Origin of the sequence: Streptomyces sp. B3I8 (assembly GCF_030816915.1) — a bacterium.
Taxonomy (GTDB): Bacteria; Actinomycetota; Actinomycetes; order Streptomycetales; family Streptomycetaceae; genus Streptomyces.
On sequence record NZ_JAUSYN010000002.1, the window covers coordinates 4,098,403 to 4,118,929 of the forward strand.

Genomic DNA, 20,527 nt, shown 5'->3' on the forward strand with positions numbered 1-20,527 from the left:
GACGGCACGGACGCACAGGGAGCCGAGAGGGCCTGGACGCCGTCCTCAGCGGCTCGACGTCCCCTCGGCCCCCTCGGGCCGGGGCGCCCGCCCCGGCTCCCGCGCCGTAGCCGCCGCACCGGCGGGGGCGGCGGCCCGTTCACGCGCCGTACGGTTCCGCAGCGCCACGGCACTCCGGCGGGCCGTGCGCAGCGCGTCCCAGGTCAGCAGGACGAGGGCCGCCCACACCAGGACGAATCCCGCCCACCGCTCGGGTGGCATCTCCTCGTGGAAGTACAGGATGCCCAGCAGGAACTGGAAGACCGGCGTCAGGTACTGCAGCAGCCCCAGTGTCGACAGCGGCACCCGGATCGCGGCGGCCCCGAAGCACACCAGCGGCAGCGCGGTCACCAGGCCGGCCGCGGCGAGCAGCACGGCGTGGCCGACGCCGTGCGAGGCGAACGTCGAACCGCCGTGCGTGCCCCTCCACAGCAGATAGGCGAGCGCCGGCGGGAACAGCACGGCGGTCTCCGCGGCCAGCGATTCGATGCCGCCCAGGTTGACCTTCTTCTTCACCAGTCCGTACGTGGCGAACGAGAAGGCGAGGCAGAGGGAGATCCACGGCGGCCGGCCGTAGCCGACGGTGAGGACGACCACCGCGAGGGCGCCGATCCCGACGGCCGCCCACTGCGTGGTCCGCAGCCGTTCCTTCAGCAGCAGCACACCCATGGCGATGGTGACCAGCGGGTTGATGAAGTAGCCGAGCGAGGCCTCGACGACGTGCCCGGAGTTCACCGCCCAGATGTAGACACCCCAGTTGACGGTGATCACGGCGGCGGCGATCGTGACCAGCCCCAGCCGTCGCGGCGACCGCAGCAGCTCGCCCGCCCACGCCCAGCGGCGCATCACCAGCAGCGCCACCCCGACCAGGCCGAGCGACCAGACCATGCGGTGGGCGAGTATCTCCACCGCGCCGGCCGGCTTCAGCAGCGGCCAGAACAGGGGGACGAGGCCCCACATGCCGTACGCGGCGAAGCCGTTGAACAGACCGGCGCGCGACTCGCCGTCGGGCCCGTTCGATCCCTTGGTCGGCTGCCCGGGCACCGGCGCCTCCTCTCCCACGCTCTCCCGCGCTCCACCGCGGCTTCCACGGGCCGTACACCGGTTCCGTGCGCCGCGCGTGCGCGGTTCGGGCGTCCGTACGACCCTCCGCGCAAGGTAACGCCGGAAACCCCCGGCTGTCATGCCCGTATCGGCATACGGTCATGACAGCCGGGGGTCGCCCCGGACGTGCCGCGGTCAGCCCTTGAGCGCCACCGCGATCGCGTCGGCCAGCGGCGTGGTCGGGCGACCGGCCAGGCGGGACAGGTCGCCGGTCGTGATCTCCAGCTCGCCGTTGGCGATGGCGACGTCCACCCCCGCGAACATCGCGGCGGCCGGCTCGGGGAGCCCGGCGCCGGTCAGGATGCCCGTGTACTCCTCGGCGGAGACGGCGGTGTAGCCGATCTCCCTGCCGGTCTGCCGGCTCACCTCGGCCGCGAACTCGGCGAAGCCCCACGCCTCGTCGCCGCCCAGCTCGTAGGTCTTGTTCTCGTGGCCCTCGCCGGTCAGCACCGCCACCGCGGCGGCCGCGTAGTCCGCGCGCGCGGCGGAGGAGAGCCGGCCCTCGCCCGCGGCGTGGACCACCGCGCCGTGCTCGAGCACGGGGGCGAGCTGCTCGGTGTAGTTCTCGTGGTACCAGCCGTTGCGCAGCAGCACGTACGGCACCCCGGAGGTCAGCAGCACCTGCTCGGTGGCCCGGTGGTCGTCGGCGAGCGAGGCCTTCAGGGTCACCGGGGCGCTGGTGTAGGCGAGCAGGGCGACCCCGGCGGCGCGGGCGGCCTCGATGACGACCGTGTGCTGCTGGACCCGGCCCTTGGCGAACTCGTTGCCGGAGATCAGCAGCACCTTGTCGCCGGCCGAGAACAGGCCGTCGAAGGTCTCGGGCGCGTTGTAGTCGGCGACGGCGAGCCGCACGCCGCGCGCGGCGAGGTCGGCGGCCCGTGACTCGTCGCGCACGACGGCGGTGATCTGGTCGGCCGGAACCTTCTCCAGCAGCTGCTCCACGACGTGCCGGCCGAGGTGTCCGGTGGCTCCGGTGACGACGATGCTCATGGTGAGGTGCACTCCTGAGGGGTGGGCGGTGGTTCGCTGACATCACTCACCCTAGGAGCTGCACTAACCAAAGCACAGTACCCACTTTGAAGTAAGGTACTGATGTCGGGTTAGGGTTCTGCAATGACCCCGAGCAAGGTGGACGGCGCGGGCGAGGCGATGTGTCCCCACCGCCTCGTCCTCGAACACGTGACCAGTCGCTGGGCCGTCCTCGTCCTCAGCACACTGCTGAACCGCCCCTACCGATTCGGCGAGCTGCGCCGCGAGGTCAACGGGGTCGGTGGCCGTGCCGTCAGCGAGAAGATGCTCGCGCAGACCCTGCAGACCCTGGAACGCGACGGCCTCGTGCACCGGGACGCCAAGCCGGTGATACCGCCCCGCGTCGACTACTGGCTGACGGATCTGGGCCGCGAGGCGGCGGAACAGGTGCGCGCGCTCGCCCTCTGGGCCGACCGGCGCATGGACGACGTACAACGCGCCCGCGCCACGTACGACGAGACGCGCGCCGCCCACGACAAGGCGCGCGACGAGCCGCCCGCCGCCCCCGGCACGACCCGCGCCGCGCGCGACGAAGCCCGGTCCGCGGCGTCCGCGGTCCGGGCTTCGTGAGGACGCCGGTGTCCCGAGCGGGCCGGCGGTCGGCTCAGCCGACCACTGTCCAGGTGTCGCCGCCGGCCATCAGCGCGGCGAGGTCGCCCTTGCCGTGTTGTTCGATCGCCGTGTCGAGCTGTCCGGCCATCAGCGTGTCGTAGACCGGGCGTTCCACGGAGCGGAACACCCCGATCGGGGTCCGGTGCAGGGTGTCGGGGTCGGCGAGCCGTGACAGCGCGAACGCGGTGGTCGGGGAGGCGGAGTGCGCGTCGTGCACGAGTACCTGTGCCTCGTTCTCCGGCGTCACCTCGACGACCTGGAGGTCCCCGGTCGCCGCATCCCGCACGACGCCCTTGCCGCCGTCGGCGCCGAACCGGATCGGCTGTCCGTGCTCCAGGCGGATCACGGCCTCCTGGGCCTGTTCGCGGTCCTTGAGCGGTTCGAACGCGCCGTCGTTGAAGATGTTGCAGTTCTGGTAGATCTCCACCAGCGCGGTGCCCGGGTGCGCGGCCGCCTGGCGCAGGACCTCGGTGAGGTGCTTGCGGTCGGAGTCCACGGTGCGGGCGACGAACGAGGCCTCCGCGCCGAGCGCGAGCGAGACCGGGTTGAAGGGCACGTCGAGCGAGCCCATCGGCGTCGACTTGGTGATCTTGCCGATCTCGGAGGTCGGCGAGTACTGGCCCTTGGTCAGCCCGTAGATCCGGTTGTTGAACAGCAGGATCTTGAGGTTCACGTTGCGGCGCAGGGCGTGGATGAGGTGGTTGCCGCCGATGGACAGTGCGTCGCCGTCACCGGTGACCACCCACACCGACAGGTCCCGCCGCGAGGTGGCGAGGCCGGTGGCGATGGCGGGGGCGCGGCCGTGGATGGAGTGCATCCCGTAGGTGTTCATGTAGTACGGGAAGCGGGAGGAGCAGCCGATGCCGGAGACGAAGACGATGTTCTCCCTCGCCACCCCCAGTTCCGGCATGAAGCCCTGGACGGCGGCGAGGACCGCGTAATCGCCGCAGCCCGGGCACCAGCGGACCTCCTGGTCGGACTTGAAGTCCTTCATCGACTGCTTCCCGGCGGCCTTCGGCACCAGGGAAAGCGACGCGAACGCCCCGCCCGCGGTGCCGCTCACGGGGGCACCCCCGGTGCCACCGGCCGGTCCGCCCGTGCCGGGTGCGGTGGTCGTCGTGTCAGCCATCGATGGCCTCCTTCAGAGCCGTGGCGAGCTGTTCGGCCTTGAACGGCATGCCGTTGACCTGGTTGTACGAGTGCGCGTCCACGAGGTACTTGGCCCGGATCAGGGTGGCGAGCTGGCCGAGGTTCATCTCGGGGATCACGACCTTGTCGTAGGAGCCGAGCACCGTGCCCAGGTTCTTCGGGAAGGGGTTGAGGTGGCGCAGGTGGGCCTGGGCGATGTCCTCGCCGGCCGTGCGCAGCCGCCGTACGGCCGCCGTGATCGGCCCGTACGTCGAGCCCCATCCCAGGACCAGGGTGCGGGCGGCGCCGCCCGGGTCGTCCACCTCCAGGTCGGCGACGTCGATGCCGTCGATCTTGGCCTGCCGGGTGCGGACCATGAAGTCGTGGTTGGCGGGGTCGTAGGAGATGTTGCCGGTGCCGTCCTGCTTCTCGATGCCGCCGATGCGGTGTTCCAGGCCGGGTGTGCCGGGGACGGCCCAGGGGCGGGCGAGGGTCTGCGCATCGCGCTTGTAGGGCCAGAACGTCTCGGTGCCGTCGTCCAGGGTGTGGTTGGGGCCCTGCGCGAACCGCACCCGCAGGTCGGGCAGTTCGTCGGGCTCCGGGATCCGCCACGGCTCGGAGCCGTTGGCGAGGTAGCCGTCGGAGAGCAGGAAGACCGGGGTGCGGTAGGTCAGCGCGATGCGCGCCGCTTCCAGGGCCGCCTCGAAGCAGTCCGCGGGGGTGCGCGGGGCGACGACGGGGACGGGTGCCTCGCCGTTGCGGCCGTACATCGCCTGCAGCAGGTCCGCCTGCTCGGTCTTGGTGGGCAGACCGGTCGAGGGGCCGCCGCGCTGGATGTCGACGATCAGCAGCGGCAGCTCCAGGGAGACGGCGAGCCCGATCGTCTCCGACTTCAGTGCCACGCCGGGCCCGGAGGTCGTGGTCACGGCGAGCGAACCGCCGAACGCCGCGCCCAGCGCCGCGCCGATGCCCGCGATCTCGTCCTCCGCCTGGAAGGTCCGCACGCCGAAGTTCTTGTGCTTGCTGAGCTCGTGCAGGATGTCGGAGGCCGGGGTGATCGGGTACGAGCCCAGGTACAGCGGCAGCTCCGCCTGACGCGAGGCGGCCACCAGACCGTAGGACAGCGCGAGGTTGCCGGAGATGTTGCGGTAGGTGCCGGTGGGGAACGCGGTGACGGCCGGGGCGACCTCGTAGGAGACCGCGAAGTCCTCCGTCGTCTCGCCGAAGTTCCAGCCCGCGCGGAACGCGGCGATGTTCGCCGCCGCGATGTCCGGCTTCTTGGCGAACTTCGTCCGCAGGAACTTCTCCGTGCCCTCGGTCGGCCGGTGGTACATCCACGACAGCAGACCCAGCGCGAACATGTTCTTGCTGCGCTCGGCCTCCTTGCGGCTCAGTGCGAACTCCTTGAGCGCCTCCACGGTGAGCGTGGTCAGCGGCACCGGGTGGATCTGGTAGCCGTCCAGCGAACCGTCCTCCAGCGGCGAGACGGCGTAGCCGACCTTCTGCATGGCGCGCTTGGTGAACTCGTCCGTGTTGACGATGATCTCCGCGCCGCGCGGCAGGTCCCCCACGTTCGCCTTCAGTGCCGCCGGGTTCATCGCCACCAGAACGTTCGGCGCGTCCCCCGGGGTGAGGATGTCGTGATCGGCGAAGTGCAACTGGAACGAGGAGACACCCGGCAGGGTCCCCGCGGGGGCGCGGATCTCGGCGGGGAAGTTCGGCAGGGTCGACAGATCGTTGCCGAACGAGGCGGTCTCGGAGGTGAAGCGGTCCCCGGTGAGCTGCATACCGTCACCGGAGTCGCCCGCGAACCGGATGATCACCCGGTCGAGCCGACGGACGTCCTTGCTGCCCGCCGGTTTGCGCTGTCCTCCCACGAGGGCCCCGTCGGCCCCGTCGGCCTGTTCCGTTGTGCTGCTGACCTTGCTGGTCACTGAACTGGACCTCCCTCGAGGCGGCCGGCCGGGAGCGGTCGTCCCGCCGACCATTCCGGCACAACCCTACGTCGGTAAGGGTCGCCTTCCCTCGGCCGTTCGCATGATGGACGTGGAAATGAGACCGCTCGGCCGTGCGTGCGGCAGCCCTGCCGAGCCCTGCCGAACCGGGCCGGACCTTGCTGACAGATTGTCAACGAGGGCCGCCCGGGCAGTCTAGGAATTCAGATACGTGAGCACAGCCAGTACGCGACGGTGATCCCCGTCACTCGGGGACAGACCCAGCTTGAGGAAGATGTTGCTGACGTGCTTCTCGACCGCGCCGTCGCTCACCACGAGCTGCCGCGCGACCGCGGAGTTGGTCCGCCCCTCCGCCATCAGCCCCAGCACCTCGCGCTCCCTCGGCGTGAGCCCCGCCAGCACGTCCTGCTTGCGGCTGCGGCCCAGGAGCTGCGCGACCACCTCGGGGTCCAGGGCCGTGCCGCCCCGCGCCACCCGGACCACGGCGTCCACGAACTCGCGGACCTCCGCGACGCGGTCCTTGAGCAGATAGCCGACACCGCGACTGGAGGCGGCCAGCAGTTCGGTCGCGTACCGCTCCTCGACGTACTGCGACAGTACGAGGACGCCGAGCCCGGGATGGGTGCGCCGCAGTTCGACGGCGGCCCGCACACCCTCGTCCGTGTGGGTGGGCGGCATCCGGACGTCCGCGACGACGACGTCCGGGAGGGCGCCCTCGGCGGAGAGCTCGGTGATCGTCTTGATCAGCGCCTCACCGTCGCCGACCCCGGCGACGACGTCGTGCCCCCGGTCGGTGAGGAGGCGGGTCAGGCCCTCTCTCAACAGCACGGAATCCTCGGCGATGACCACCCGCACCCTGTCCTCCACGGTGACGTTCCCCCCTGCGATACATGTGCGCTCCGCGCGCGACGACGCCACAAGCATCGCAGGGGCCGACGGCGTACGGGGGGTGATGGGGGCGCGGAGGCGACAGGGGCGCGGGGAATCGCGCGGAACGGGGCGGAGCCCCGTGCCGGGGTCGAAGGGGCGGAGCCCCTTGAGGACGGGAAGGGCAGGGGCGGCGGGGGCGAGGAGAGCCGGCCCCGCGGGGGCGGACACGAGCCGGCCCCACGGGAGGGGCCGGCCCCACGGGGCGAGAAGGGCGGGCCCCCGGAGAGGAACCGTCACGCCCGCCAGGGCAGCTCCGCCGTGACCCGCGTGGGCCCGCCCGCGGGGGAGTCGACCACCAGGATCCCGTCCACCGCGTCCAGCCGCTCCGCCAGCCCCGCGAGCCCGGACCCCGCCCCCACGTCGGCCCCGCCCACCCCGTCGTCCTCCACCTGCAGCATCAGCCGGTCCTCGGCCCGCCACACGTCCACGACCCCCCGCCCGGCCCCGCTGTGCTTGCTGACGTTCTGCAGCAGCTCGCACACCGTGAAGTAGGCGATCCCCTCGATCGCCGGCGCCGGCCGCGCGGACAGGTCCACCTCCACGTGCACCGGCACCGTGCAGCGCGTGGCGACCGAGGAGAGCGCCGCGTCGAGGCCCCGGTCGGTGAGGACCGCGGGGTGGATGCCGCGCGCCAGGTCCCGCAGCTCCTGCAGCGCCGTCTTCACCTCGCCGTGCGCCTCCTCCACCATGCGCGCCGCCGCCTGCGGATCCTCGGTGACCTTCTCCTTCGCCAGCCCCAGGTCCATCGCCAGCGCCACCAGCCGGGCCTGGGCCCCGTCGTGCAGATCGCGCTCGATGCGCCGCAGATCCGCCGCCGCCGTGTCGACCACGACCCCCCGGTCCGACTCCAGCTCCACCACGCGCGCCGACAGCCGCGACGGCCCCAGCAGCCCGTGCACCAGCACCCGGTCCACGGTGGTCAGCCCGCGCACGATCCACGGCGTGGCCATCGTGAACAGCAGGCCCACCAGCGCGGTCATGGTGATCTCGAACGGGTTGTCGAGGTAGATGCGGTGGGCCTCGTCGCCGTACAGCTGGATGCCGCCCTGGCCGGCCCACACGGGGAAGACCCAGAACCACAGCGGATACGTGAGCATCGCCCAGCCGTACGCCCAGAAACTCACCGCGACGGCGAATGCGAACACCGCCCACGGCAGGTGCAGCAGCGCGTACAGCAGGTGCCGCCACGACGAGCCGCTGCGGAACACCGCCCCCGTCCAGGCCAGCACCCCCCGCTCCCGGGGCCGCAGGGGCTCCGGCTCGGCGACGTCCAGCCCCAGCAGGCCGCGCGCCCTCGCCCGCTCCAGCGTGCCGAAGCCGCGGCAGGCCACGAGCGTCGCCGCGAGCAGCGGGATGCCGACGAAGGTGACCAGCAGGCCCGCCCCGAGCGACAGCATCGTCACGGCCAGCGTGAACATGAGGATGCTGAGCGGGAGGCTGAGCATCAGATACGAGAACTCGCGCCAGCTCCGCCCCTCGAACGGCGCCCGCAACCCGGCCGGCAACCGGTGCCGGCGCGCCCGCTCCTCGGGGCCGTACCCGTACCCGGGCACCTGGTCGACCTGGTCGTACTCCCGCGCGTATCCCTGCCCGTACTGCGTGGCCATCGCCGCCGTCCGTTCGTGTCGTCGTCTCGTGTCGCCGTCGCTCCGTCGCTGTGCACAAGCCTCCGCGTCCAGGGCCCCTACGGCCATGGAGCGGGTCGGCGTCCCGGTGCGGGGGTTTTCCCCACCCTCGGGGACCGTCCGGGCGAGGGAGGGCCGGGGAGCCGGGGCGGGGCGGGGGCTACTTCCGTCCCGTCCCGGGCCCCCGGAGCGACCGGTCCCGGCGGCCGTCCCGGCGGCCGTCGCGGTCCCACCACGGCAGCTCGGCCGTGATCGTCGTGGGGCCGCCTTCCGGCGAGTCGATGACGAACAGGCCGTCGACCGCGTCGAGCCGGTCCGCGAGGCCCGCCATGCCCGTGCCGCCGTCCAGCCGGGCCCCGCCCCGGCCGTCATCCCACACCTGGATCAGCAGCCGCCCCTCGGACCGCCACACGTCGACGGCCGCCGACCGCGCCCCGCTGTGCTTGCTGATGTTCTGCAACAGCTCGGAGACGGTGAAGTAGGCGATGCCCTCGATCGCGGCGGCCGGCCGGGCCGGGAGCTCGACGGTGACCTTCACGGGCACCGTGCAGCGCGTGGCGACCGAGGAGAGCGCCGCGTCGAGGCCCCGGTCGGTGAGGACCGCGGGGTGGATGCCGCGCGCCAGGTCCCGCAGCTCCTGGAGGGCGAGCTTCACCTCGCCGTGCGCCTCGTCGACCATCACCGCGGCCGCGTCCGGATCTTCCAGCAGCTTCTCCTTGGCCAGACCGAGCCCCATCGCCAGCGCCACCAGCCGGGCCTGGGCCCCGTCGTGCAGATCGCGCTCGATGCGCCGCAGGTCCGCCGCCGCCGTGTCCACCACGAAGCCGCGGTCGGACTCCAGTTCGTGGATCCGCCGCTCCAGTTCGTCGGAGGGGGAGAGCAGGGCGCGCACCATCACCCGGTCCACGTTGGTGAGTCCCCGGGCGAGGATGGGCAGGACCGGCCACAGCACGAACAGCGACGTCAGCGTCACGGTGAAGGTGAAGATCGCCCACGGCAGCCGTATGACGTCGTACAGCACCGTCCGCCAGCCCACCGGGTCCTTCAGCGCCAGCCACAGCCGACGGCTCCACCGTCCCCCCGCGAGCACGGGCAGCGGCGTCGGCTCCGCCACCCGCACGTCGAGCAGCACCCGCGCCCTGGCCCGCTCCAGCCTGCCGAGCTGCCGGGCGCCGGCCAGCCCCAGTGCCAGCAGCGGCAGCCCGATCACGGTCACGGTCAGCGCCGACCCGACGGACAGCACCGTCACCGAGTAGACGAAACCGACCAGGGCCACCGGCAGGTTCCCCAGCAGGTGCGCGATCTCCCGCCAGGTCTGCCCGGTGAGGGCGAGCCGCGGGGGCGGCAGCCGCACGTCGTCCGGGTCGGCCCCGGCCCCCGGCGTCGCCGCCGTTCCCACTGCCGCTGCCGGTCCCGCGCTCGCTGTCGTCCGGTGTTCCGTCATGCCGTCAGCGTGCCGGTCGGGCGGCGGGAGCGCCATGAGGCGGACCGCCTCCGGGAACCGGGGGAAAACCCCACCACGGCGGATCCGCGACCCGGTCCAGGTCCACCGGGTGCGCGGGGTGCCGGCGCCCGCGGAGGGTACCCCCGTATCTCAAGGTGCGACGGGCTGCTTACCGTCTCTTTAGCAGGGCCTAGACTCCCGTGCGTACGGATCGCCGGACTCACCACGGTTCGCGAAGGCGCACAGGAGTCGCAGCCGCTGCGGAGGCCGCAGCAGTTGCAGAAGCCACAGCAGTTGCAGAAGTCGCAGGTCACGAGGTCAGGGAGCGAGGGGCGGGCGTGCCGGAGCCGGAACAGCCGGGACAGACGGTCGTCGTCGCGGCGGAGTATTTCCATTCCTACTCGGTCGTCGGACTGCTCGCCGTCGTCGGCGTGCTCTTCGTATCGGTCGCGTTCGGCGCCAACCGTCTGCTGCGCCCCGCCGTGCCCACACCCGAGAAACTCCTGACGTACGAGTGCGGCGTCGACCCCGTCGGCGAGGGCTGGGCCCACACCCAGGTCCGCTACTACGTCTACGCGTTCCTCTACGTGATCTTCGCGGTCGACTCGATCTTCCTCTTCCCGTGGGCGACCGTGTTCGCCGCGCCCGGCTACGGCGCGGCGACCCTCGTCGAGATGTTCCTCTTCCTCGGCTTCCTGGCCGTGGGACTGCTCTACGCGTACAAGAAGGGCGTCCTGACATGGACGTGACCCCCACCTCTCCCGGCGGCTCGCCGCCCGCTTCCGGCGGCTCGCAGCGCGTGTTCCTGCCGGACCCCGCTCCGGTCACCGGGCCGCCGGGTTCCTCGGACGTGTCCGGCGCGCTCGAGCCCAGGCGGCTCGGCACGCTGGCCCGGCTCGCTCCCGAACCGATGAAGGTGGTCCTGAACTGGGGCCGCCGCTACTCGCTGTGGGTCTTCAACTTCGGACTCGCCTGCTGCGCCATCGAGTTCATCGCCGCGTCGATGTCCCGCCACGACTTCATGCGGCTCGGGGTGATCCCCTTCGCGCCGGGTCCGCGCCAGGCCGACCTGATGGTCGTCTCCGGCACGGTGACGGACAAGATGGCGCCCGCCGTGAAGCGGCTGTACGAGCAGATGCCCGAGCCGAAGTACGTCATCTCCTTCGGCGCCTGCTCCAACTGCGGCGGCCCGTACTGGGACTCCTACGCCGTCACCAAGGGCGTCGACCAGATCATCCCCGTCGACGTCTACGTCCCCGGCTGCCCGCCCCGCCCGGAGGCGCTGCTGCAGGGGATCATCAAGCTCCAGGAGAAGATCGCCCGCGAGTCGCTGGGGGAGCGGTACGGCGAGAGCGGCGCGGCGCGCCCGTCGACGGCCGCGCTGCAGTCCGGGCCGGTACGGCCCCCGGTGCGACGTTCCGAGGGTTCCGGAGGCTCCGGGGACTCCGAAGGCTCCGGGGGAGGCGTGCGATGACCGGGGCCGGCTGGCTGCCCGCCCCCGTCGGTGAGCTCTTCGGCCCGGAGGCCACGGCCGAGGAGGCGTACGACCTCCTCACCGTCGACGTGCCGCCCAGCGAGTGGATCACCGCCCTGCGCACCGCCCGGTCCACTCTGGCCTGCACCTACTTCGACTGGCTCAGCGCGGTCGACGAACCGGGCACCGGCTTCCGCGTCTCGGCCCACGTGGTCGCCCTCTCTCCGGTGCGGCGCCTCATGGTCCGTACGACAGTGCCGCACGAGGCCCCCGTCCTGCCCACCGCCGTGGACGTCTACGCGGGCGCCGGCTGGCACGAACGCGAGACCCACGAGATGTTCGGCGTCGACTTCGAGGGCCACCCGGCGCTGGACCACCTGCTGCTCCCCGAGACCTTCGAGGGCCACCCGCTGCGCAAGGACTTCGTCCTCGCCGCCCGCGTCGCCAAGGCGTGGCCGGGGGCCAAGGAACCGGGCGAGTCCGAGCACGGCGGGCCCAAGCGCCGCCAGATGCTGCCCCCGGGCGTCCCCGACCCGAACGAGTGGGGCCCCCTCAAGGGACAGCTCCCGGCGGCCCCGTCCCGCCCGGCCCGCGGCGCCCGCGCCGCCGGCGACCGCCCCGCCCGCACCCCGGGCGAGCGTCCCCCGCGCCGCACCCGCACGGCCTCCCAGGGCTCGACGAGCCAGGCACCGGGGGCCACGGGGTCCGAGGCGACGGCCGCCGGGACGACGGCCCCCGAGCCGACGGCCCCCGCGCAGGCGCCCCCGGCGGAGGGCACCACCCCCGCACGGCCGCCCCGCCGTGCCCGCTCGGCGGGCGAGGGCTCGGCCTCCCCGCGTACGGAGGCGGACACCACCGAGCCGCCGCGGCCGAACCGGGCCGCCGACACGAACCCCGCCGACGGCGCGAGCCGGACCGGGGGCACGGACCCGATCCGGGGCGCGAACCCGACCGGGGACACGACCCCCACCCCCGCCCCGCGCGACTTCGACGCCCCCTGGCACCACGCCCGTCCGACCTTCGAGGAGCCCGCTCCCGAACCGTCGGCCGAGCCCACCCCTGGCTCACCCGCGGAGCCCGCCCCCGCATCACCCGCCGAGCCCGCCCCCGAACCGCCCGCCGACCGCACCACTCCCGACCCGGACGACGACCGTCCCACCGGAGGCACGCAGTGAACGACGCCCTCGACGTCGCCCTGCGACTCCTCGTCGTCTTCGTCGTCTTCCTGACCTTCCCCCTCGTCGTCGGCCAGACCGAGCACAAGGTGATGGCGCACATGCAGGGCCGCCTCGGCCCCATGTACGCCGGCGGCTTCCACGGCTGGGCCCAACTCGTCGCCGACGGCGTGAAGTTCGCTCAGAAGGAGAGCGTCGTCCCGGCCGACGCCGACCGCCGCGTCTTCCAGCTCGCCCCGGCCGTCGCGCTGCTGCCCTACCTCCTCGTTCTCCTCGTCATCCCGGTCGGCCCCGGCGAGGGGGCCGTCGGCCAGAGCGTCGGCGCGGGTATCTTCTTCGTGCTCGCCGTCATGGGCATCGGCGTCCTCGGCTCGCTCATGGCCGGCTGGGCCTCCGCCAACAAGTACTCCCTCCTCGGCGGCCTGCGCACCGCCGCCCAGCTCCTCTCCTACGAGCTCCCGATGCTGCTCACCGCCGCCTCCGTGGCGATGGCGGCCGGAACCGTCTCGCTCACCGGCATCCTCGACGCCTTCGAGTGGTGGTGGCTGCCCTGGCAGATCGTCGGCGCGCTCGTCTTCTTCGTCGCCGGACTCGCCGAGCTCCAGCGCCCCCCGTTCGACATGCCCGTCGCCGACTCGGAGATCATCTTCGGTGCGTACACCGAGTACACGGGCCTGCGTTTCGCCCTGTTCCTCCTCGCCGAGTACGCCGGGATCGTCGTCCTGTGCGGTCTGACCACCGTCCTCTTCCTGGGGGGCTGGCACGGCCCGTGGGGCGCCGACGGCCTCGGCTGGGTCTGGACCCTGCTGAAGACCGCCGTCCTCGCTTTCGTCGTCATCTGGCTCCGCGTCACCTACCCCCGGCTGCGCGAGGACCAGTTGCAGAAACTCTCCTGGACCGTCCTCGTCCCGCTCGCCCTCGCCCAGATCGCCCTCACCGGCGTCGTCAAGGTGGTGATCTCCTGATGCCGCGCCCGTCGATCCCCGGCTCCGGCCTGGCCAAGGGCCTGGCCGTCACCCTGCGCACGATGACGAAGAAGACCGTCACCGCGCAGTACCCGGACGTCCAGCCCGAACTCCCGCCCCGCAGCCGCGGCGTGATCGGTCTGTTCGAGGAGAACTGCACGGTCTGCATGCTGTGCGCCCGCGAGTGCCCGGACTGGTGTATCTACATCGACTCCCACAAGGAGACGGTCCCGGCGTCGACCCCCGGCGGCCGCGAACGCAGCCGCAACGTCCTCGACCGCTTCGCCATCGACTTCTCCCTGTGCATGTACTGCGGTATCTGCATCGAGGTCTGTCCTTTCGACGCCCTGTTCTGGTCCCCGGAGTTCGAGTACGCCGAGACCGACATTCGCGACCTCACCCACGAGCGCGACAGGCTCCGCGAGTGGATGTGGACCGTTCCGGCCCCGCCCGCCCTCGACCCCGGCGCGGAGGAGCCCAAGGAGATCGCCGCCGCCCGCAAGACCGCCGACAAGCTCGCGGCGGCCCAGGCCGAGGCGACCTCCCCGCAGGAAGGTGAGTCGTGACGACCCTCGCCACAGCCGCCGCCACCGCCGCGCACGTCACGACGACCGCCGGCACCGCCGCAACCCACGGATTCCTCTCCCCGACCGGCGTCGAGATCGCCTTCCTCCTCGTCGGCCTGGTCACCCTCGGCGCCGCCCTCGTCACCGTCACCACCCGGCAGCTCGTGCACGCCGCCCTGTGGCTGGTGGTGGCCCTCGGCGGCCTCGCCGTCGAATACCTCCTGCTCACCGCCGAGTTCATCGCCTGGATGCAGGTCCTCATCTACGTCGGTTCCGTCGTCGTCCTCCTCCTGTTCGGTCTGATGCTCACCCGCGCCCCCATCGGCCGCTCCCCGGACGCCGACTCCGGCAACCGCTGGGCCGCCCTCACCGTGGCCGTCGCCGCCGCGTCCGCCCTCGTCTGGGTGGTGGTCGACGCCTTCCGCACCACGTGGGTGGATCTGGACGGCGCCCCGGCCGGCTCCACCCGGGTCACCGGCGCGGCCCTCTTCCAGAACTGGGTCCTCCCCTTCGAGGCCCTCTCCGTCCTCCTCCTCGCCGCTCTCGTCGGCGCGATCGTCCTGTCCCGCAAGGCGAAGGCCGACGCCACCACGCCCCCCGGCGTCCCGGGCGCCCGCGACGGCCGACGACCGGCCGAGGGGGGTGCCCGCTGATGCACCTCGCCTATCCCGCCGTGCTCTCCGCCCTCCTGTTCTGCACCGGCCTGTACGGCGTCCTCGCCCGTCGCAACGCGATCCTGGTCCTGATGTCGGTGGAGCTGATGCTCAACGCCGTCAACCTCAACCTGGTCGCCTTCGACGTCTGGCTCGACCGCGCCGCCCGCGACCGCCTCCACTCCGGCCAGGCCCTGACCCTGTTCACCATCGCCATCGCCGCCGCCGAGATCGGCATCGGCCTGGCGATCGTCCTCGCCGTGCACCGCAACCGCGGCACCGCCGACATCGACAAGCTCCGCGACACCGCCGAGCCCCCCGGCCCCGACGATCACGACAGCAGCGATCACGCCGATCACGACGACAGCGACGGCCCGGCAGCCACCGCGGCCCAGAAGGCTGAGGCCACCGCGTGAGCACGACCACCCTCGCCGTCCTCGTCCCCCTCCTTCCCTTCCTCGGCGCCGCGGCCGGTCTGCTCCTCGGCCGCACCGCCCCCGGCTTCGTCCGGCCCCTCGCCGTCCTGCCCACCCTCGCGGCGTTCGTCCTGGCCGTACTGGTCGCGGCCCGCCAGGGCGGCGACGGCGCGGTCGACGCCGCCACCGAACTCACCCCCACCGGCTCGGTCCCCATCGAGCTCGCCCTGCACATCGACGGCTTCGCCGCCCTCGTCGCCGTCCTCGTCGGCACCGTCGCCACCTGCGTGCAGCTCTATTCGACGGGCTACCTGCGCCACGACCCGCGCTACCCCTCGTACGCCGCCCTCGTCTCCCTCTTCACCTCCGCGATGCTGCTCGTCGTCTACTCCGGCGACCTCATGGTGCTGCTGGTCGGCTGGGAGATCATGGGCATCTGCTCCTACTTCCTGGTCGGCCACTACTGGGAGACCCCCGAGGCCCGAGCCGCCTCGATCAAGGCCTTCCTGGTGACCAAACTCGGTGACGTCCCCTTCCTCATCGGCCTGCTCGCCCTCGCCCAGGAAACCGGCTCGTTCCGCCTCACCCGGATCCTCGGCGCCGTCGCGCACGGCGGCCTCGACCACCCGACCCTGATCGCCCTGCTGCTCCTGGCCGGCGTGGCGGGCAAGTCGGCGCAGTTCCCCCTGCACACCTGGCTCCCCGACGCGATGGCCGGTCCCACACCGGTCTCCGCGCTGATCCACGCCGCGACCATGGTCGCCGCCGGCATCTACTTCGTCGCCCGCCTCCTCCCGGTCTTCGAGACCTCCCGGGCCGCGATGGTCGTCCTCGCCGTGATGGCCGCCGTCACCATGGCCGGTTCGGGACTCGCCGCGCTCGCCCAGGACGACATCAAGCGCGTCCTCGCCTACTCGACGATCGGCCAGCTCGGCTATCTCAGCGGCGCCCTCGCCGTCGGCGACCGCGGTGCCGCCGTCTTCCACCTCCTCGCCCACGGCGCCTTCAAGGCGCTCCTCTTCCTCGCCGCCGGCGTGATCATCCATGCCGCCGGCACCAACTCGCTGGCCGCCATGTCCCGCATGGGCAACCTGCGCGCCCGCGTCCCCGACGCCTTCTGGACGATGACCGTGGCCCTGCTCGCGCTCGCCGCGATCCCGCCGTTCAGCGGCTTCTTCTCCAAGGAGGCCGTGCTCGGCGCCGCCGAGCACGTGGCCACCGGCCACACCGAGCACGCCCCCGGCGCCGCGGGCTGGATCGTCCTCGTCGCCGGCCTGTTCACCGCCCTCCTCACCGGTGCCTACGCCACCCGCCTGTGGCTGCTCGCCTTCCGCGGCCGGGGCGCTGAGGCTCCCGACCACGGCCGGCAGCCCGTCGTCATGAACGCCGTGCTCTGGGTGCTCGCCGTCCCCTCCCTCGCCTTCGGCCTCGCCTACGGCGTGCTGCCCGACTGGTTCGACGGCCGGGACCTGACGCCCAGCCTGCAGACCGGCGTCCTCGGCACCGGCCTCGCCCTGGTCGGCGTGGCCGTGACCTACGGCGCGTGGCGGCACACCACCGCGCTGGCGGCCCGCACCCCGCTCGGCGCCGTCGCCGCCCACCCCGAGGGCGACGCCGGGGAGGTCGAGGCCGAGGTCATCGCCAGCCACACCCCCGCCTACGGCGACGTGGCCTCCGCGCCCGACCCCGCGGACCCCGGACGGCTGCTGCTCGGCCCGCTGCACCGCCACGCGGCCGCCGGCTTCCGCCTCGACGCCGTCTACATGGCGCTCTTCGTCCGCCCCGTCCAGGCCGGCGCGCGGCTCGTCCGGTTCCTCGACCGCGAGGTCGTCGACACCTACGTCCAGGGCGCGGGCGCCCTGCCCCGCCTGCTGGGCGGTGCCGTACGACGCGCCCAGACCGGCAATCTGCAGACCTATGTGAGCGCGCTGCTCGCCGGCACCGTCGTCCTGACCGTCGCCGCCGTCCTCGTCGCCACGGGAGCGTGAGCAGGCGTGATCGATATGAGCGAATCCGTGATGCAGTTCCTTCTGGCGTTCCTCGTCGCCGCCCCGCTCCTCGGCGCGCTCGCAGCCCTCCTGCCGGCGCCCCCCGGGCTGAAGGGAAAGTCACCCGAGCAGGCCGTGCTGCGGCACGGCGTGACCGTCACCGGCGCCGTCCTCATCGCGGCGATCGCCCTCGCGCTCGGCTTCGACCACGACCATCCGTCGAAGATGCAGGCCACGACCGACATGAGCTGGATCCCCGCACTCCACGTGCGCATCCACCTCGGCGTCGACGGCATTTCCCTCCCCCTCCTGGTCCTGACCGCGCTGCTGACCTTCCTCTGCGCGCTCCACTCCTACTTCAAGCCACCCGCGGGCCCGGCCCCGAAGGCGTTCGTCTCCCTGCTGCTCCTGCTCGAGGGCGGCACCCTCGCCACCTTCGCCGTCCTCGACCTGCTGCTCTTCTTCCTCGCCTTCGAGACCGTGCTCATCCCGATGTACTTCCTCATCGCCCGCTGGGGCGGTGCGGACCGGACCCGGGCCGCCTGGCGCTTCATCCTCTACACCCTGCTCGGATCCGTGGTCATGCTGCTCGGCCTGCTCCTGATCGGGCTCAAGGCGGGCACGTTCGACATGGTGGCACTCGCCACTGACAACGGCCGGTCACTCTCCGCATCCGTGCAGGTCATCGCCGTTCTGGCGATCGGGATCGGACTCGCGGTGAAGACCCCGATGTGGCCGCTGCACAGTTGGCTGCCCGACGCCCACACCGCCGCGCCCACCGTCGGCTCGGTCCTGCTGGCCGGCGTCCTGCTGAAGATGGGTACGTACGGGTTCGTCCGCATTCTGCTGCCGATCGCGCCCCACGGGTTCCACACCTTCGCGCCCTACCTCGCCGCCTTCGCCGTCACCGGGATCATCTACGGCTCCCTCGCCTGTCTCGCCCTCGCCCGGCGGGGCGCGAAGGGCGACCTCAAGCGCCTGATCGCGTACTCCTCCGTCGGCCACATGGGCTTCGTGCTGCTCGGCATCTCCACCATGTCCCCGACCGGCGTGAACGGCGCCCTCTTCGCCAACATCGCCCACGGCCTCATCACCGGCCTGCTGTTCTTCCTGGTCGGCGCGTTGAAGGACCGCACCGGCACCGTCGACCTCGACACCCTCGCCAAGCACGCCGGTGCCGCGCTCTACGGCCGGGCGCCCCGCCTCGGCGGACTGCTCGCCTTCGCCGCCGTGGCCTCCCTCGGCCTGCCCGGACTCGCCGGATTCTGGGGCGAGATGCTCGCGCTGTTCGGCGCGTTCGACCCGGCCGACGGCCTCAGCCGCCCCGCCTTCCTCACCTTCATGGCGATCGCCGCGTTCGGCACCCTGCTCACCGCCGCGTACATGCTCGTCGTGGTCCGCCGCGTCTGCATGGGAGCCGCACCGCGGGAGGCCCCGAAACTCGCCGACGTCCACACGTTCGAATACGCGGCCTGGACCCCGCTCGTCGCCCTCACCGTCGTCGCCGGCCTGTGGCCCAGAGCACTCCTCGGCCTGACCGACCCGGCCGTGCAGCAGCTCCTCGCAGGAGGCACCCGATGAGTCCCCTCGCCGCCTCCGCGGTCCAGTCCGTCGACTGGCTCGCGCTCGCGCCCACCGTGCTCACCGCCGCCGTGGGGCTCGTCGTACTGGTGGCCGACCTCTTCGTCACCGAGGCCAGGAAGCCCCTGCTCGGCTGGATGTCGGTGGCCGGTCTCGCCGCCTCCGGCCTCCTGCTGCTGCCCCTCCTCGACGGCGACCGCGCCACCTTCTGCGTCCGGGGCGCGCACGCCTCCGCGCGCGCGTGCAGCTACACCGTGGACACCTTCACCCTCGTCATCCAGTTCCTCGTCCTCGGCGGCGCTCTGCTGACGGCACTGCTCTCGGTCACCACCCTCAAGGACTCCGACCGGGCCCTCCCCGACGGCGAGTACTGGTTCCTGCTGCTGTCCTCCGCCGCGGGCGCCGCCCTGCTGCCCGCCTCCCGCGACCTCGCCACCCTCGTCGTCGCCCTCGAGGTCGCCTCCCTGCCCGCGTTCGCCCTCGTCGGCCTGCGCCACGGCGACCGCAAGTCCTCCGAGGCGGCCCTGAAGTTCTTCCTCTCCTCGGTGACCGCGACCGCCGTCACCCTCATGGGCATCAGCTTCCTCTACGCCACCACCGGCACCCTCTACCTCACCGAGATCGCCGGCCGCATCCAGCACGTCGACGGCCAGTTCCACACCCTCGCCCAGGCCGGCGTCGTCCTCACCCTGGTCGGCTTCGCCTTCAAGACCGCCGCCGTCCCGTTCCACTTCTGGGTGCCCGACACCTATGTGGGCGCGCCGCTGCCGATCGCGGCCTACCTCTCGGTCGTCGGCAAGGCGGTCGGGTTCACCGGCCTCATCCTGGTCACCGTCGTCGCCCTGCCCTCGTACGCCGACGTCTGGGGCCCCGCGCTCGCCGCCCTTGCCGCGCTCACCATGACCGTCGGCAACGTCGGCGCCCTGCGGCAGGGCGCCACGCGCGCGTACAGCGCGGTACGCCTGCTCGCCTGGTCCTCCGTCGGCCAGGCCGGCTACCTCCTGGTGCCGATCGCGTCGGCCGCCTACTCCAACGACGCCAAGGGTGCCGACCACGCCGTCGGTTCGACCGTCGCCTACGCCCTCATGTACGCGGCCGTCAACCTCGGCGCCTTCGCCGTCGCCGCGCTCGTCGGCCGCGCCCACGCCCGCAACCGCGTGGCCGACTATCGCGGCCTGTACGCCACCAACCCGCTCACCGCGCTGCTGCTGGCCTTCTTCCTGCTCTGCCTGGCCGGACTACCGCCGGGCGTGATCGGCCTGTTCGCCAAGGTCACCGTGTTCTCCGCGGCCGTCGACGCGGGCCTCGGCTGGCTCGCCGTCGTCATGGCCGTCAACGTCGTCATCGCCCTCTTCTACTACCTGAAGTGGACGGCCCTGCTCTTCCGGGCTCCCGACGGCGACTCCGTACGGCACCCGCTGCCGGCCCCGCTCACGGCCGCGCTCGCCCTCACCGGCGTCGTCGGCGTCGCCCTGTCCGGCGCCCCCCAGCTCGTCCTGCGCTTCTCCGACACCGGGCTCTTCTGACCCGGCCCCGCCGGGTCGTGGACCGCTCAGATCCTTGCGGCGCCCGCCGGACCGCCCCGCGCTCCCGTCGGGCGCCGCGGCGCGCGACACCAGTGCCCGCGCCCGCGCGTGTGGGACACCGGCGCAGCGCACCCACCCGACCCGCACGGGCACCCGACCCGTACGGGCGCACCCCCTGCACGCACCTCACCCGCACAGGCGCACTCCCCCGATAGCCGCACCTCACCCGTACGGCACCGGGCCGCCCGTGCGCGGACGAGGGAACTTGCCCCACCCGCCTGGCGTTGACCAGATCGGGAGGATCCACTGAGAAGTGG

General features: G+C 72.5%; 17 protein-coding genes and 1 pseudogene. 11 read left to right on the top strand and 7 right to left on the bottom strand.

From position 1 onward, the window contains the following. Window positions 1–45: 45 nt before the first annotated feature. Together rarD and QFZ64_RS20360 are read right to left on the bottom strand one after the other, a co-directional pair. The gene (rarD, locus tag QFZ64_RS20355) at window positions 46–999 is read right to left on the bottom strand and encodes an EamA family transporter RarD (protein WP_373430762.1); all 954 of its coding nucleotides are present in this window, start codon (window positions 997–999) and stop codon (window positions 46–48) included. A 279-nt stretch (window positions 1,000–1,278) separates the two neighbouring features. Then, entirely contained in the window at window positions 1,279–2,133 is an 855-nt protein-coding gene (locus tag QFZ64_RS20360) for an SDR family oxidoreductase (RefSeq protein WP_307067779.1), read from the bottom strand. Between the two features lie 123 nt (window positions 2,134–2,256). Between QFZ64_RS20360 and QFZ64_RS20365 the strand changes: the two are divergent. Beyond that, window positions 2,257–2,655, top strand: a pseudogene (locus QFZ64_RS20365) (winged helix-turn-helix transcriptional regulator); the annotation flags it as partial. A gap of 121 nt (window positions 2,656–2,776) precedes the next feature. Here QFZ64_RS20365 and QFZ64_RS20370 read toward each other — a convergent pair. From QFZ64_RS20370 to QFZ64_RS20390, 5 genes are all read right to left on the bottom strand, one after another. Next, window positions 2,777–3,778 (bottom strand): 2-oxoacid:ferredoxin oxidoreductase subunit beta, encoded by a 1,002-nt coding sequence (locus tag QFZ64_RS20370; RefSeq protein WP_307071786.1) that lies wholly within the window; start codon window positions 3,776–3,778, stop codon window positions 2,777–2,779. Between the two features lie 127 nt (window positions 3,779–3,905). Beyond that, window positions 3,906–5,846 (bottom strand): 2-oxoacid:acceptor oxidoreductase subunit alpha, encoded by a 1,941-nt coding sequence (locus tag QFZ64_RS20375; RefSeq protein WP_307067782.1) that lies wholly within the window; start codon window positions 5,844–5,846, stop codon window positions 3,906–3,908. A 216-nt stretch (window positions 5,847–6,062) separates the two neighbouring features. Next, complete coding sequence (locus QFZ64_RS20380; protein ID WP_307067784.1) at window positions 6,063–6,734, bottom strand: response regulator transcription factor; 672 nt, start codon at window positions 6,732–6,734, stop codon at window positions 6,063–6,065. Between the two features lie 296 nt (window positions 6,735–7,030). Continuing rightward, window positions 7,031–8,404 carry a sensor histidine kinase gene (locus QFZ64_RS20385; RefSeq protein ID WP_307067787.1) on the bottom strand — a complete coding sequence of 458 codons (1,374 nt, stop codon included), beginning with the start codon at window positions 8,402–8,404 and terminating at the stop codon, window positions 7,031–7,033. A gap of 178 nt (window positions 8,405–8,582) precedes the next feature. After that, entirely contained in the window at window positions 8,583–9,866 is a 1,284-nt protein-coding gene (locus QFZ64_RS20390; protein ID WP_307067789.1) for a sensor histidine kinase, read from the bottom strand. Window positions 9,867–10,204: 338 nt separating this feature from the next. On the opposite strand from QFZ64_RS20390, the gene QFZ64_RS20395 reads away from it, so the two are divergent. The 10 genes from QFZ64_RS20395 to QFZ64_RS20440 are packed head-to-tail and all read left to right on the top strand — an operon-like array spanning window position 10,205 to window position 20,210. Then, window positions 10,205–10,615, top strand: a complete 411-nt coding sequence (locus tag QFZ64_RS20395; protein WP_307067791.1) for an NADH-quinone oxidoreductase subunit A — start codon at window positions 10,205–10,207, stop codon at window positions 10,613–10,615. Continuing rightward, a complete protein-coding gene (locus tag QFZ64_RS20400) occupies window positions 10,606–11,340 on the top strand; it encodes an NADH-quinone oxidoreductase subunit B (RefSeq protein WP_307067793.1) in 735 nt (244 codons plus the stop codon). The genes QFZ64_RS20395 and QFZ64_RS20400 overlap by 10 nt, the downstream gene beginning before the upstream one ends. After that, a complete protein-coding gene (locus QFZ64_RS20405) occupies window positions 11,337–12,515 on the top strand; it encodes an NADH-quinone oxidoreductase subunit C (RefSeq protein WP_307067795.1) in 1,179 nt (392 codons plus the stop codon). Before QFZ64_RS20400 ends, QFZ64_RS20405 begins: the two co-directional genes overlap by 4 nt. Then, window positions 12,512–13,480 carry a complex I subunit 1 family protein gene (locus QFZ64_RS20410; RefSeq protein WP_307067797.1) on the top strand — a complete coding sequence of 323 codons (969 nt, stop codon included), beginning with the start codon at window positions 12,512–12,514 and terminating at the stop codon, window positions 13,478–13,480. Before QFZ64_RS20405 ends, QFZ64_RS20410 begins: the two co-directional genes overlap by 4 nt. After that, a complete protein-coding gene (locus QFZ64_RS20415) occupies window positions 13,480–14,046 on the top strand; it encodes an NADH-quinone oxidoreductase subunit I (RefSeq protein WP_307067799.1) in 567 nt (188 codons plus the stop codon). Before QFZ64_RS20410 ends, QFZ64_RS20415 begins: the two co-directional genes overlap by 1 nt. Next, window positions 14,043–14,699, top strand: a complete 657-nt coding sequence (locus QFZ64_RS20420) for an NADH-quinone oxidoreductase subunit J (RefSeq protein ID WP_307067801.1) — start codon at window positions 14,043–14,045, stop codon at window positions 14,697–14,699. Before QFZ64_RS20415 ends, QFZ64_RS20420 begins: the two co-directional genes overlap by 4 nt. After that, entirely contained in the window at window positions 14,699–15,115 is a 417-nt protein-coding gene (gene nuoK, locus QFZ64_RS20425; RefSeq protein ID WP_307067803.1) for an NADH-quinone oxidoreductase subunit NuoK, read from the top strand. The genes QFZ64_RS20420 and nuoK overlap by 1 nt, the downstream gene beginning before the upstream one ends. Then, complete coding sequence (locus QFZ64_RS20430; protein WP_307067805.1) at window positions 15,112–17,103, top strand: NADH-quinone oxidoreductase subunit L; 1,992 nt, start codon at window positions 15,112–15,114, stop codon at window positions 17,101–17,103. Before nuoK ends, QFZ64_RS20430 begins: the two co-directional genes overlap by 4 nt. A gap of 6 nt (window positions 17,104–17,109) precedes the next feature. Beyond that, window positions 17,110–18,684: a NuoM family protein gene (locus tag QFZ64_RS20435; RefSeq protein WP_307067807.1), complete on the top strand. Its 1,575-nt coding sequence runs from the start codon at window positions 17,110–17,112 to the stop codon at window positions 18,682–18,684. Further along, window positions 18,681–20,210 carry an NADH-quinone oxidoreductase subunit N gene (locus QFZ64_RS20440; protein WP_307067809.1) on the top strand — a complete coding sequence of 510 codons (1,530 nt, stop codon included), beginning with the start codon at window positions 18,681–18,683 and terminating at the stop codon, window positions 20,208–20,210. Before QFZ64_RS20435 ends, QFZ64_RS20440 begins: the two co-directional genes overlap by 4 nt. Window positions 20,211–20,527: the final 317 nt, after the last annotated feature.

What these genes read in the sequence shown, in the direction of transcription:
- QFZ64_RS20370 (WP_307071786.1), bottom strand. Translation starts at nt 3,778, where the DNA reads ATGAAGGACTTCAAGTCCGACCAGGAGGTCCGCTGGTGCCCGGGCTGC.
- QFZ64_RS20405 (WP_307067795.1), top strand. Translation starts at nt 11,337, where the DNA reads ATGACCGGGGCCGGCTGGCTGCCCGCCCCCGTCGGTGAGCTCTTCGGC.
- QFZ64_RS20360 (WP_307067779.1), bottom strand. Translation starts at nt 2,133, where the DNA reads ATGAGCATCGTCGTCACCGGAGCCACCGGACACCTCGGCCGGCACGTC.
- QFZ64_RS20400 (WP_307067793.1), top strand. Translation starts at nt 10,606, where the DNA reads ATGGACGTGACCCCCACCTCTCCCGGCGGCTCGCCGCCCGCTTCCGGC.
- QFZ64_RS20385 (WP_307067787.1), bottom strand. Translation starts at nt 8,404, where the DNA reads ATGGCCACGCAGTACGGGCAGGGATACGCGCGGGAGTACGACCAGGTC.
- nuoK (WP_307067803.1), top strand. Translation starts at nt 14,699, where the DNA reads ATGCACCTCGCCTATCCCGCCGTGCTCTCCGCCCTCCTGTTCTGCACC.
- QFZ64_RS20415 (WP_307067799.1), top strand. Translation starts at nt 13,480, where the DNA reads ATGCCGCGCCCGTCGATCCCCGGCTCCGGCCTGGCCAAGGGCCTGGCC.
- rarD (WP_373430762.1), bottom strand. Translation starts at nt 999, where the DNA reads ATGTGGGGCCTCGTCCCCCTGTTCTGGCCGCTGCTGAAGCCGGCCGGC.
- QFZ64_RS20390 (WP_307067789.1), bottom strand. Translation starts at nt 9,866, where the DNA reads ATGACGGAACACCGGACGACAGCGAGCGCGGGACCGGCAGCGGCAGTG.
- QFZ64_RS20440 (WP_307067809.1), top strand. Translation starts at nt 18,681, where the DNA reads ATGAGTCCCCTCGCCGCCTCCGCGGTCCAGTCCGTCGACTGGCTCGCG.